Annotated in this window: 12 protein-coding genes; all 12 read right to left on the minus strand. The window is 41.9% G+C overall.

Annotated elements, in window-relative coordinates; all coding sequences use genetic code 11:
• Nucleotides 1-3: 3 nt before the first annotated feature.
• Nucleotides 4-747: a tetratricopeptide repeat protein gene (locus BMZ28_RS02375; RefSeq protein ID WP_047779869.1), complete on the minus strand. Its 744-nt coding sequence runs from the start codon at nucleotides 745-747 to the stop codon at nucleotides 4-6.
• Nucleotides 740-1,576: a type II secretion system F family protein gene (locus BMZ28_RS02380; protein WP_074820440.1), complete on the minus strand. Its 837-nt coding sequence runs from the start codon at nucleotides 1,574-1,576 to the stop codon at nucleotides 740-742. Before BMZ28_RS02380 ends, BMZ28_RS02375 begins: the two co-directional genes overlap by 8 nt.
• Nucleotides 1,573-2,454 (minus strand): type II secretion system F family protein, encoded by an 882-nt coding sequence (locus BMZ28_RS02385; RefSeq protein ID WP_074820442.1) that lies wholly within the window; start codon nucleotides 2,452-2,454, stop codon nucleotides 1,573-1,575. The genes BMZ28_RS02380 and BMZ28_RS02385 overlap by 4 nt, the downstream gene beginning before the upstream one ends.
• Nucleotides 2,451-3,734 (minus strand): TadA family conjugal transfer-associated ATPase, encoded by a 1,284-nt coding sequence (locus BMZ28_RS02390; RefSeq protein ID WP_047779866.1) that lies wholly within the window; start codon nucleotides 3,732-3,734, stop codon nucleotides 2,451-2,453. The genes BMZ28_RS02385 and BMZ28_RS02390 overlap by 4 nt, the downstream gene beginning before the upstream one ends.
• Nucleotides 3,735-3,745: 11 nt before the next feature.
• Complete coding sequence (locus tag BMZ28_RS02395) at nucleotides 3,746-4,882, minus strand: CpaE/TadZ family protein (protein WP_074820444.1); 1,137 nt, start codon at nucleotides 4,880-4,882, stop codon at nucleotides 3,746-3,748.
• A gap of 11 nt (nucleotides 4,883-4,893) precedes the next feature.
• On the minus strand, nucleotides 4,894-5,397 hold the full coding sequence (locus BMZ28_RS02400) for a hypothetical protein (protein WP_074820447.1): 504 nt from the start codon (nucleotides 5,395-5,397) through the stop codon (nucleotides 4,894-4,896).
• Entirely contained in the window at nucleotides 5,394-6,701 is a 1,308-nt protein-coding gene (locus BMZ28_RS02405; RefSeq protein ID WP_083399619.1) for a type II and III secretion system protein family protein, read from the minus strand. Before BMZ28_RS02405 ends, BMZ28_RS02400 begins: the two co-directional genes overlap by 4 nt.
• Before the next feature lie 49 nt (nucleotides 6,702-6,750).
• A complete protein-coding gene (locus BMZ28_RS02410; protein WP_136655866.1) occupies nucleotides 6,751-7,578 on the minus strand; it encodes a hypothetical protein in 828 nt (275 codons plus the stop codon).
• 70 nt (nucleotides 7,579-7,648) lie between these two features.
• Entirely contained in the window at nucleotides 7,649-8,083 is a 435-nt protein-coding gene (locus BMZ28_RS02415; protein WP_074820452.1) for an A24 family peptidase, read from the minus strand.
• Nucleotides 8,084-8,221: 138 nt separating this feature from the next.
• Nucleotides 8,222-8,458 carry a Flp family type IVb pilin gene (locus tag BMZ28_RS02420; protein WP_083399620.1) on the minus strand — a complete coding sequence of 79 codons (237 nt, stop codon included), beginning with the start codon at nucleotides 8,456-8,458 and terminating at the stop codon, nucleotides 8,222-8,224.
• 288 nt (nucleotides 8,459-8,746) lie between these two features.
• The gene (locus BMZ28_RS02425) at nucleotides 8,747-9,337 is read right to left on the minus strand and encodes a winged helix-turn-helix domain-containing protein (protein ID WP_074820454.1); all 591 of its coding nucleotides are present in this window, start codon (nucleotides 9,335-9,337) and stop codon (nucleotides 8,747-8,749) included.
• Between the two features lie 1,143 nt (nucleotides 9,338-10,480).
• A complete protein-coding gene (locus BMZ28_RS02430; protein ID WP_074820456.1) occupies nucleotides 10,481-12,727 on the minus strand; it encodes a YgiQ family radical SAM protein in 2,247 nt (748 codons plus the stop codon).
• Nucleotides 12,728-13,046 lie beyond the last annotated feature (319 nt).

Here is a 13,046-nt window from a genome sequence, read left to right on the forward strand (position 1 = left end):
CCTTTAACCTTTCCCTGTATTTGCCGTAACGTTATCTACCCGGTTTAACGCTTCAATAATATTGTCAGGATTATCAGAGAGTTTTTCTGCTTCAATGATGTCACGGGCATAACGAACATCCCCAACTTTCACCAATGAAAACACTAGGTTATGTAATAGCTGATCGCCTTTGCGACCGCGTAAATACTGTGGCAGTAGTAGCCGGACGGAATCGTCATAGCGGTTATCAATAATAGAAATCATCGCCAGATTGTTAATCGCCACATCATCGGCAATAAACAGTTCTCTTGAACGCTCAATCGCCGTTTTCGCATCGGTTAAACGTCCGCTTTCTGCATAAGCGACACCTTTCAAATTGTATGCATCGGCACTTTGCGGATTGCGTTGCAACAGCATATCCGTCACTCTGATGGCCTTGTCATACTCTTTTAAAGCAATCAGATTTTTGGTTTGTAGCAGATAAATCGCATCATCCGGCTTTTCCATTAGCGGCTGCAGGTAATACATTGATGATTTACTGTCGCCAACCAGATAATAATAATTAGCCAGCTTATAGCGAATTTTGGGATCATCTTTTTGTTTCAGCCAGCTGCGGTACAGATCGATTAATCCGTTATAGTTTTTGGCACTCAGTAAAATATCTTCTTTGTAGCCTAAAGATGTTTCATCTAAGCGCTGCATACTGCCACAGCCACCAAGCAGCAAAACTATTGCCAAAGTAAACGAAAGAGAAGTTAATTTAGACATTCGATAAAATCCTTAATAATCCTGGAGCAGCAATTAATACAACGATCGGAAACATCACCAACAGAATCAGTGGAACGCTCATCTTGGCTGACAAATTGCCGACTTTTTCTTCCGTGGAAAGCAGTTGCAGATCTCTGATATCTTTAGAGAGATCCATCAATTGTTCATATACCGAAGTACCAAAAAACACGCTCTGCTGTAATGCGGTACAAAACATCTTTATTTCTAGCGTCGGTAGCGTGTAATAGAGTTCTTTCAATGCACTCTCTAACCCTTTCACCTCAGCACGACGAACTACCCGATCCAGCGTTTTGGCCAAGTCTGGGTTAATATTGCCAAAGTGTTCGGCGACATATTTCAGCGCGCTTTCAACCGTCATTCCTGCCTGAACACAAACCGCGACCAGATCGATAAAATAAGGCATATCGTCCATCATAATTTTGGTCTTGGATTTGATCAGCAGCTTGCGGATCATGTCCGGTAAGACGATAACCGCCACCAATATCAGTGTGATAATCAACGCACCGGTATTTAAATCCAGCGATAGAATATTGAGTTCTGACAGCAAAAAGAGTAACAACGCGACACCAATAATAATGGTTAGCTTATAATTGACCTTTTTATCCAGTTCAGAAAAAAAGCCGATAATCTTGTTGTTACTCTCAATCAAACTTTCATATTCACGTGTCGGTGTACGTATCACCTGTAATTCAATATCCTCCCCATCAATTGTCTTTTTAATACGCTGCACATATTGGCGTTCGCGTATTAAGATAAACAGGAAAGCGCCGCCGAGTAACACGAGTACCAGATAAAAGATAATCGTCATGTCGCCCTCTTCACCAGAAACCAAATAACCGACAGTCCTATTCCTTCACTGGCCAGTACGTAGTAAAGAATCAGTTGCCCGGTACTATCATTAATAATGAAATCAAAGTTCTCTGGATTAAGAAATTTCATCCCGATAAAGAACAGCAGTGGAATAGCCGCCACAATTTTGGCTGACATCCGCGCTTCAGAGGTCATCGCCAACTTTTTACGCTCCATCGCCTTGGTACTCGCCACCACCCGCGATAAACGATTCATGAGCACCCGCAGTTGCCCACCCCGCTGAACGCTAACCAGCATGACAATAATGAAGAAGTAGAACTCTTTGTATTTAAAACGCTGGTAAGCATCATCGAACACGACTTCAGCATCCTCTCCCAGATTCAGTCGTCGACTGATCAGGTGAAATTCAGCACCCAGCGGGCCAGCTACATCCTGGCCACAGCGTTCCAGCGCATGATGAATACTGCTGCCAGAAGAAACCGCCGCATTCACTACCGAAAGCACTTCGGGAAAACTGTTATCAAAGAGTTTTTTATTAGTAGCACGCCCAAAATGCATCATTCCCCAGATAAGTATGAGAATGGTGAGTGCAATAATTAAGCCCCAGTTAAAATGAGTCCAGTAAATGTTAACAAACAACATCATGCCAAAAGTCACAAACATCACTGAAGCATTAAGCACCATCTTCTCGTTGTTATAACCCCGGAAATACTGCATCCACTCGCGCCAGAATGATGTCAGCTTCTGGCTGATAATATTTTGGGTTTCCCGAACGGATTTCACCGTATCAAACGTTTTGTTCTGCTTTTTCCACAGACGCACATTGACCACCAGTAAGACGACTCCGAGCAGAATAAAGAGTAGATTAGCGATCATGAGGTCATACCAAACATCTGCTTCAGCTCACTGCCGAGGTTGAACATATAGGCATTCGTCATGATGGCAGAGCGCATTAATAAACCATGATTTTTAAACTCTCCCTCAACAAATCCCTCTTCCGACCGGGTCTGCTTATTATGAAAAGTAAAAATATCCTGTAACACCACGTTATCCCCTTCAATCCCCATGATTTCAGTGATATTCATGATTTTTCGCGATCCATCATTTAAACGCGAGACCTGTACAATCAGGTTAACGGCGGAAGCAATATTGCGGCGAATTGCGGTTAACGGCATGCTCATACCCGACATCATCACCATACTTTCCAGACGGGCAACGGCATCACGCGGTGAGTTGGCATGCAGTGTCGACATCGAACCGTCGTGGCCGGTGTTCATCGCCTGCAACATTTCAAACGTCTCTTCACCCCGACACTCCCCAACAATAATGCGGTCAGGACGCATCCGCAGTGAGTTGATCACTAAGTCGCGCATGGTAATTTGACCGGTATTTTCTACCCCAGCCAATCGGGTTTCGAGCCTCACCACATGGGGCTGCATTAAGCGTAATTCCGCCGCATCCTCCAGCGTCAAAATTCGCTCATTTTCTGAAATATACTGCGACAAGGCGTTTAACAGCGTGGTCTTACCGGAACCGGTACCGCCAGAAATAATAATGTTGACCCGACAGCGTGCAGCGATAATCAAAAAGTTAGCCATCTCGTTACTCATCGCGCCGAATCCCACTAAATCAGCCAGGCTTTTATTATTTTTACTGAATTTACGAATCGAGATGGATGTCCCTTCTAACGCGATAGGTTGAATTACCACGTTAAGTCGGCTACCGTCTGGCAAGCGAGAATCCACCAGTGGACGTCCCTCATCGATACGTCGTCCAACCTGTAATACCAAGCGTTTAGCAATATCCGTCAGTTGAGTATTATCAATAAAACGGCGATTGGTTTTTTCCAACAGGCCACGACGCTCAATAAAGATGGCTTCAGGTCCGTTCACCAAAATATCGCTAACCGTATCATCTTCGATAAATTCACGAAGCGGGCCAAAACCGAGTATTTCATCGGCAATGTTTTCCACCATAATCCGTTGCTGATAAGCATTCACATACAGATTTTTATCGGCAATCACTTTCTCGACATTCTTATCCAGCTCACTGATTAACATGTCGCGTTCCAGCACCAAGTGCTCGATCTTATCCACCTCAATGCTTTTCATGGTCTCTTCGCGGATCAGAGCCTGGAGTGCAATATCAAGTTCCATTTATTTCCCTCCTATCTGGAAAAAAGATGACGTAGCTGGGTAAGCATTGGCGCATTTTGTTTATTGTTTTTCGCTTCTTCCACGCCCAATACATAACGCATTAGCTGATCTAACGGCTGCTTACGCCCAGTTTTCCATAAGCCAGGTGCCATCAATTTTTCACCGGCTTTCTTCACATATGGCAGACTGATAGTGATTGGGTGGCCCAATAGTGTTTGTAAATCCGTTAAAGAAAGGCGGGCATCCAGTGCCGGGCGACTTTCATTCAGACAGATAAACAAGCGACGGGAAGAACGTACATTACTGCGCTGTACTCGCTCATACTCATCAAGAAACTTACGTGCCACGCGTACCGATGACATGCTGTAATCAATCAGCAAAATGGCGCACTGGGTATTTTCTGCTAACTGATTTAACTGCTCTTTTTCACAGTTATGAATATTCTGGTCAAAAACAATAAAGTTGTAGTTGCCATAATCTTCCTGAGAAAAATCAGGGGAAAATACGGATGTTTCCCGCTTTAAATCCAGGTTATCGTTATAGGCGACCACGTCTTGATTCAGCTTTTTACCTAACAGTAGGTCAATGTCATGTGAACCGTTATCGCCCTGTAACAGCAGTAACGGTAAAGATTTAGCATGAGTAATCGAACGGGATAGCTGGTAGCTCAGTAATGTCGTGCCAATGCCACCTTTACAGCCTAATACACTGATATTAATCGCTTTACGACCACCGACTTTGGGTAGACCCGAGGCAATCTGCTCAACCATATCATTCAGCTGGAAGGTCGAATAAAAGTACGCAATGCCACTCTCGCTAAACTTTTGCGCTACCGCGATAGAGTCAATATCGCCAACCACCACACACCAGCAATCCCGAGGGATTTTGCTATAAATAATCGATACAGCTTTGGCCGTATCTTTGTAGTTTTCAATATCAATAATGACGCCGTTTAGAAACTCTGGCAGTTCAATCTTGTCACTGGTGAGAAAATTAGCGTTGATCTCCTCAACCTGAGAAACGCCCCCCATGCGAATTTTCTGGCAGATTTCCTGACGAAGTCCCAAGCGCGATGAAATAACCATCGTGCTTTTTTCACTCAGACTCTTACTCTTGCGGACATCATCTTTCTGTAAAAATAACAACATGACATACGTCCTTAAAACATAAAATCCATTGGGTTCACTAAACTTCTGCGCAGGGTGTTATTCAGCGCGCATCCTAGATCGTCATTCTTTCGGTAGTAATAGTTCTGACGATTGTAATTACAGTGTTGAGCTCTTAAACGGACCGATTCAATACGCACCGTTAAGTTGGCTTGCACCTGTGTATCAAATCCACCTAATGACTGGTGAATCTTGATGGTATAAGGCGCAATACCGTTATTGATAAGTGATTTACGGATCTGTTCTGCCACCGGTTTAAAATCGCTTTTGGACCAGTTAATACTGACCGTGCTATTACTATCTGAGCTGATTCGGTGCAACAGCTTGCCGAGCAAAATCTCTTTATCGACCTCAGACTTACCGTTCAATGCAAATGATTCGGTTTCGACTTCAGGCGAAGCGTAAAATCGGCTGTTATAAGTCTGATCTTTCGCCTGAACTTGAGCGACAGAGACAACGGTAAATAGAGACAAGGCCAACGTAGCTAATAGCTTCATTTAATAAATCCTCCCTTACTCAAAAACTCAACCGCTCTCTTTTTATTACGACTATCGCTAAAACCCGTGAAGTTAAAAAATCGCTCGGTGGTGCTGGTCTGAACAAAATTAGGAAATACAATATCCCTTGAAGACACTGGCTTAACCAGATTGACGGTAGCAACCACGACCAGCTCGGTGCGGTTACGCTCTGTTTTTGCATTACGGAAAAATGCCCCGAGAATAGGAACATCGCCAACGTAAGGTACGCGAGCTAACGCCTCTTTTTCCGAGGTATTGATCAATCCCCCCAGTAAGAAACTTTCACCATCGCCTAATTCAACGGTAGTTCTTGCTCTGCGCGTTTTTAAGGCTGGGAAGGAGTCGCCGGCTGCGGTGTTATAGAGATTGTCCAGGCTACTGACTTCTTCCCCTAACGTCAGACGAATACGCCGGGTATCGCCCACTTTGGCGCCAATATTCAGTTTGATACCGAACTCTTTGTATTGAACGTTAGTGCCGTTTTGTGAGGTCGTTACAATGGGTATTTCCCCGCCCACCAAAAAGTCGGCGGTTTCACCCGACATCACCGAGAGATTCGGTTCAGCCAATACTTTGGCAATAGAGTCGTTTTTGATGGCGTGAACCAGATTGCTTAGCGAATCAGCATCAAACTTAATGAAATTGAAGGTACCGGCATTTTGTCCGATGGTACTCCAGTCAATGCCAACGTTATCGGTAAAGTCTTTCGTCACTTCCACAATGGACAGCTTCACATTGACCTGATTGGTGATCGGCAATCTCAGTTTATTAATCACACCTTTATAGGTCACTTCACTGAGGAATGAAGGGGCTTGTTCATCAGAGCCGCCACCACCATCACTGGTTTCCTTAACTTTTTTCTTTACTTCAATCTTTTCCGCGCCCACCCCTTCACCCACAATTTGGTAAATTCTGTCGCGCGCTTCCTCATTCGGCACCGTGCCACTTAGCAGATAGCTGCTTCCTGATCGTTGAATAGAAACATTACTATCAGAAAATTCAGTCCGAATCATTTTATCGACGTTACCCAGCAGATTATTCACCACCAGAGCAATCTGTATGATCTGCCGACCGCTTTTATCAAATGCGGTGAAATCAGCCCGCCCTTCTTTACGACCATACAATACCAAGCTGTTATCGCTGACCAATTCATAGTCGGCAATATCAGCAGAAGAGATAAATACGGTATCGATATTTTCCTGAGTCTGTACCACCCGAGATTCACCGGGCTCTAAATACACCTCATAAGCCTGTACCCATGACGAAAATAGTGCGCTCATCATTAAGGTCGAAAATATCGTGAGCGCTTTAATTTTTTCCCTAAACACGAAGCTATCCTCTGATTTGTTTTATTGTGCGTAATTGAGGTAGTAATGAATCCAGTCTGATCTTGCCAGCCTCTGTGCCACCATGAACTGGCAACAAAAGTAATTCACCTGCTTTTTCTACCGTATGGATAAATTCCAAATCCCGAGTTCGAGCCCTTAGCTGGATAAAGCCAATAATTTCATCGCTACGTAAACTCGGGGATATTTCCACCTTCGGTGGTATGCTGAGCACCGTTAGTGGGGAAATGAGTCGACTTAAAACATACTGATCGCTTTGTCCTGCTCCACCACCCGAGCTAGACTCCAGCCCAACCTCCGACTTCATCCGGCTGTCTTTTGACACTTCCAGCATGCGCAGATAGAGCGCGACGTCATCACCGACCGCTAAAGAATCCAGTAAATAGCTATTATCAAGACGAACAGGGAAGTTATAGGTCATCTCGTTTTCCCCCAGGCTATCGAGGATATAACCTGGGCTATCAGGCCCCTCGAGCATTCCGGACTCAATATAGCTACCAGCCTTAATCGGGCTTTTGACTAAATATCCACGTAATGTGCCGGTATTAAGTGCAGAGATATCAAGACGAATAAGATCGCTGTTCCCTTCTACGGTAACCTCATTTAATTCATAATCGTTGGCCCCGAGAATGTAACCGCTGGACAACTCAATTTTTGCCTTAGCTAACATAATGGTACGTTGTGAAGATGGCTTTGCTTCCACCGTAGGTTCTTCACTAACCTGAGGTGAATCGCCCCCACTTTGAACAATCATTCCCATTACACCAACAGCAATAACGATTAATGAGATAAAAAACATCACTCTATGATTCACTGATGAATAACTCCTTTTATTTCTGAGGATTACTGATACTTACTATCACTGAATTAATAACCATTGAGACTTATTGATTCAGTTGGGTTAATAAAACGAAAAAAAACCCTCCGGCAATGGCGGGCCCATAAGGGACGCCAGATGAACGAACGGATTTACGAAAAAATAAAAGGCCTATACATGCCAAAAAGCCACCCAGCACCGCAGTTAGCCATAAAAATGGCCAAATTTGCTCGGCGGTTAAACAAAGTGAAAGCACAGAAATGAGTTTTACGTCGCCAGCTCCCATCACGTTAAGATGGAATAAAATAAATCCAATCAATAAAAAACTGAGGGCAGCAAGAAAATTAATACTTTGATGGGAAAAAATCCCCAATAGAAGAGATATAACAAAAATAGCAATAACGGCTTTATTACTAATAATCCTAGTGCGAATATCCGTATAAGATATCCAAATGAGTAATATAAAAATAATCGCAGTTAAGCCATTAACTATAAGTGTCATCACATCCCTTTTTATAATAGTTAAAGTGCTTAGAGAAATCTAAGCACTTTAATGAAATCCAATAACCTATATTCTTCATATAGGTTTTAATTAATAGCAATGGTATATAATAATTACCCCATTGCTATTAAAGTCGTATTATTTAGTGCTACCAACAGTGACAGCTTTAATAGACTGGCTAATTTTCAGGAATGTTTGCTTCAGTTCATACAGGAAACCGCTACCATCGCCAGTGCCTAAAACTACAGCTAACAGAGAAGCCATTGCCACACCGATCAATGCATACTCGATTGCAGTGATACCGCGCTGATTCTTAAGAAAGCTTTCAATACGCAGAGAAGCAGCAACATAACCTTTAGTCATCATATTAAACATATCTAATTCCTTTGTGAGAGAATCTCTTATTATTAAGAGTCAATTTAATTTACTTAGTGATATAAACCCGCCTTTACCAGGCGGTAATTATAGTTACCAACTTATCATCCCAGATTTGTATTAACATTTAATTGTCAGGATAGATTTATCTATTCGATTAAATGTCCCGGTAACCAGTGGATAACGGAGCTAAGTAGAACACATTCGCTTTTTATTATTCCACTCAATAAGCATTAATTAACTTGAGATATCCTTAATAGTTCATATTTGAAATTCGTCAGACCTTAACTAGTTAGTAATATGATTTAATAAGATATAGACGGTCAATACTGACAATATGCTTAACCAGCAAACGGCAACGACCGCCAGCAGCGAAGCGAACTTATTTAAACGAGATTCAGCAAGTATTCCTCTGGGTGCAACATTCACCGTTTCCGCTTTTTCTTTATCACACCAATTTTGGTCCACAACTCTGGGTTGAACTGAATCGACCGTCGTTTGTTGAGGGCTAGTCGTACTAACGGAGACTTCCTCAGTAACTGATGAAGGATTCTCCATCACTACCTTCGTTACCTTACCAACGTATTGAGCCCCTTTTCTGGGAATAGTACGTATTAGCGTCTCTTTTAATCCAACCTGAGAAAATGCCTTTCTTAGCGTATATAGCTGACCATAGTAGCTACTTTCACTAATAGCGCCACTTTGCTCTTTCCAAACCTGATGAATCAGCTTCTCTTTTTCAGTTACACCGTTTAATAACAAAATGAGGAATCTGAGGCTATTTTCAGTGAGTTCGAGAACTGTTCCATCTGGTCCAATTAAACATCGTTCGGAAGGGGAAAATTCGACTCCGTTCTCCAACTTAAATTTAGTGCTCATAGGTTGATATGTCCCTTTGTCTCAAAACCTAAACTATACATACTCATAACCACTACATCTAACAGGGGGTCACTTTATTACTTAATAAGCCTAGTGAACCAAATTATTTAATTCTCAATTTCTATCAATACCCTTGCCACCAATATATTTGATGGTTAATTAAGTGTAGTTTGATGCGTAAAAATCCTAACGATACTAATTATTCAGTATCATTTTTTAAATTTGATCTGCAAAAACCATCAATTAACCCTATCTCAATAGAATTAATTATATCTCAATATCATTATCTAATGATTTAGACCAATCGCCCCATCTCACCTTATAGCAATGGAGCTGTAAATCGTTTCAAACCACAGCTTCACCAGGCTTACAATCATAATACAGACTATAGGAAAATACTTATCTGGTGACGTATATAACCAGTTGCTTAATATTATGTCAAACGATTGATTATCCGAATATCATTAGTCTTAATTAATCTCAATTATTCTCATTAGGCATTGAAAAACACCCATTCCAGCCAGTTAAAAATAGAAAAAGACATTTTGAATAAGGAAATATAATATAATGAACATTCAATAAAACATCAGATTTAAAAAAAATCATTACTTATCATTAAGTTAAATAATAATCACTCAAAATCAAAAAATGTGACCTAGATCAACAAATGAATTGGAAAAGGTCATTATTTTTTTCTTAAAATAAAAAAAATGCTACGACCAGTTAAGAAAAAGTGCTTCCAATGCGTTGTAAAAAAAGAAATACTAACGGAAATTACAGCTAAAGCTTTACTTATTCATACCAGTCATTTCTTACTTAAACCCTCAAGAAAAAAGCGTATGATAATAATAAAGCCATATTAATAAATATTTTCTATAAATCAGCCCGCTAATCTTTTTGTTTAGTCCATATCGCTTGCTGATTGTTATAGACACTCAACAGTACATTTAACACAAATGATACAAAATAAAAATCTTTCCCCATACTCCGTCAATAAATATCATTTAATTAATGAATGAAAGGGAGGGGATAAAACTATTTTATCGTGATCTACGAAAAATGAGGAAGACAATAGTTCCCCCATTGATGAGAGAACTATTGTGTTAAAGAAAAGAATAAAAAAGAAATGAAAGCGTGTCCAGATTAAAGAATTGTCGTTTTTTTCTTCTTATTCAAGGCTCCTTCTTTTCGACGTTGGTTAGATGACGCCTGATTATCAGGCTTATTACCAACAGATTTAGAACGCTTTTCAGGATCACGTTGATGGGTAATGTTAGTATGCTTAGTCAACGCTGGTCGAGTATTGCGTAGATTGCGTTTTGCCAATCTCTGCTCTTCAATTGTCGGAGCAGGAACCAAACAATCGCGGCGACTACCAATAAGATGTTTTAAGCCCATCTCTTCCAAAGCAGTACGAATAAGAGGCCAGTTGGCAGGATCGTGATAACGCAATAATGCTTTTTGTAAGCGTCTCTGACGATCGCCTTTAGGTACCGCCACCTCTTCACTTTTATAATCTATCTTGGATAAAGGATTTTTACCGGTGTAATACATGGTTGTCGCATTAGCCAACGGCGACGGATAAAAATTCTGTACCTGATCTAAACGAAAACGATGCTTCTTCAACCACAACGCCAGATTCACCATATCCTCATCTTCCGTTCCTGGATGAGCTGAGATGAAATAAGGAATCAGATATTGTTCTTTGCCCGCCTGTTTTGAATAACTATCAAAAAGCTCTTTGAAACGGTCATAGCTCCCCATGCCAGGCTTCATCATTTTTGATAATGGGCCTTTTTCGGTATGCTCTGGAGCAATTTTCAGATAGCCACCAACATGGTGGGTCGCCAATTCCTTAATATAGCGGGGATCCTCAACCGCTAAATCATAGCGGACGCCTGAAGCAATTAAGATTTTCTTAATACCCTTTAAATCCCTTGCCCGACGATATAATTTTATCGTTGGTTCATGGTTGGTATCCATAAACTGACAAATTTCAGGATATACGCAGGAAGCGCGACGACAAGTTTGTTCTGCCTTAGGAGACTGGCAACGCAGCATATACATATTGGCAGTCGGGCCGCCAAGATCGGAAATGATACCAGTAAATCCCGGTACGCTATCGCGAATTTCTTCAATTTCACGAATGATTGAATCTTCCGAACGGCTCTGAATAATCCGTCCTTCATGCTCAGTGATGGAACAGAAAGAACATCCGCCATAGCAGCCGCGCATGATATTCACCGAGAAGCGGATCATCTCATAAGCCGGTAATTTCTTTCCTTTATAGATAGGATGAGAAACCCGCTGATAAGGTAGCGCAAATACGCTGTCCATCTCTTCAGTAGATAATGGGATAGCCGGCGGGTTAATCCAAATATAGCGATCGCCATGTTTTTGCAACAGTGCTCTGGCACAGCCGGGATTCGTCTCATGATGCAAAATGCGTGAAGCATGAGCATACATCACTTTATCCGCTTTCACTTTTTCATAAGAAGGTAGTAAAACGTAAGTTTTTTCCCATGGTTTCGGCTTGGCTGGCTGAACAATCACTTCTTTAGCCGCTGGTTTTTTTTCTATGGCAAATTTACTGTTTTCATCCACACAGGGTAAATCGTCCCCGTAAGGATGAGGAATGGGATCAATACGACCGGGCTTATCCAGTCGAGTTGAATCCACACCAGACCAACCGGGAAGCGGCCCTTTACACATTAAAGCGGTATTACGCACATCTTTAATATCGGCAATATTTTCGCCTGCCGCTAAACGATGAGCCACTTCTACCATTGGTCGCTCACCATTGCCATACACCAGCATATCGGCTTTCGAATCGACCAACACCGAACGACGTACGGTATCAGACCAGTAATCATAATGAGCAATTCGTCTCAGACTTGCCTCTATCCCGCCTAAAATAACCGCCACATCTTTATAAGCCTCTTTACAACGCTGGCTGTAAACCAATGTAGCCCGGTCAGGACGCAATCCACCGATGTTATCCGGTGAATAGGCATCATCATGACGCATTCGGCGATCGGCGGTATAGCGGTTAATCATGGAATCCATGTTGCCCGCCGTCACGCCGAAAAATAAGTTAGGCTTTCCAAGACGCATAAAATCATTTTTATTTGTCCAGTCAGGCTGAGCGATGATACCAACACGAAATCCCTGCGCTTCCAGCATCCGGCCAATAATTGCCATGCCAAAACTTGGATGGTCCACATAGGCATCACCGGTCACAATAATAATATCGCAGCTATCCCAGCCCAGAATATCCATCTCTTCACGAGACATGGGTAAAAATGGCGCAGTGCCAAAACATTCCGCCCAGTATGGCGTATAGGAAAACAGATCGCGTTCAGGCTGAATCAGACTAATGCTGGTACTCATAAAGGAAGCTCATTAATACGTTGTTTGGGGTCGGTTATCCGACAGGCCGAGAATTATACAGAATTATAAATATCTATCACCGATAAAATCGCGAAACACGACAGATGAATAACGTATTGGCTAAAATCGGTTGCATCATTCAGCGCTGATGGAAACACATTTTACTTAGCTATTTTAGCGCAAAGAATAAGCAACCTACCAAATCCTTGTTCTTCGTCAATTAAATCGCCTTTCATTTATGAAAGATACAATATATAGTTAATATATCCCTCTCAACATCTATATATAGTAATTATCCACATTTCATCCACAAGATCCC

Origin of the sequence: Pragia fontium DSM 5563 = ATCC 49100 (assembly GCF_900112475.1) — a bacterium.
Classification (GTDB): domain Bacteria; phylum Pseudomonadota; class Gammaproteobacteria; order Enterobacterales; family Enterobacteriaceae; genus Pragia; species Pragia fontium.

Coding starts and splice junctions, on each gene's coding strand:
- BMZ28_RS02375 (WP_047779869.1), bottom strand. CDS start 747: ATGTCTAAATTAACTTCTCTTTCGTTTACTTTGGCAATAGTTTTGCTG.
- BMZ28_RS02380 (WP_074820440.1), bottom strand. CDS start 1,576: ATGACGATTATCTTTTATCTGGTACTCGTGTTACTCGGCGGCGCTTTC.
- BMZ28_RS02385 (WP_074820442.1), bottom strand. CDS start 2,454: ATGATCGCTAATCTACTCTTTATTCTGCTCGGAGTCGTCTTACTGGTG.
- BMZ28_RS02390 (WP_047779866.1), bottom strand. CDS start 3,734: ATGGAACTTGATATTGCACTCCAGGCTCTGATCCGCGAAGAGACCATG.
- BMZ28_RS02395 (WP_074820444.1), bottom strand. CDS start 4,882: ATGTTGTTATTTTTACAGAAAGATGATGTCCGCAAGAGTAAGAGTCTG.
- BMZ28_RS02400 (WP_074820447.1), bottom strand. CDS start 5,397: ATGAAGCTATTAGCTACGTTGGCCTTGTCTCTATTTACCGTTGTCTCT.
- BMZ28_RS02405 (WP_083399619.1), bottom strand. CDS start 6,701: ATGATGAGCGCACTATTTTCGTCATGGGTACAGGCTTATGAGGTGTAT.
- BMZ28_RS02415 (WP_074820452.1), bottom strand. CDS start 8,083: ATGACACTTATAGTTAATGGCTTAACTGCGATTATTTTTATATTACTC.
- BMZ28_RS02420 (WP_083399620.1), bottom strand. CDS start 8,458: ATGTTTAATATGATGACTAAAGGTTATGTTGCTGCTTCTCTGCGTATT.
- BMZ28_RS02425 (WP_074820454.1), bottom strand. CDS start 9,337: ATGAGCACTAAATTTAAGTTGGAGAACGGAGTCGAATTTTCCCCTTCC.
- BMZ28_RS02430 (WP_074820456.1), bottom strand. CDS start 12,727: ATGAGTACCAGCATTAGTCTGATTCAGCCTGAACGCGATCTGTTTTCC.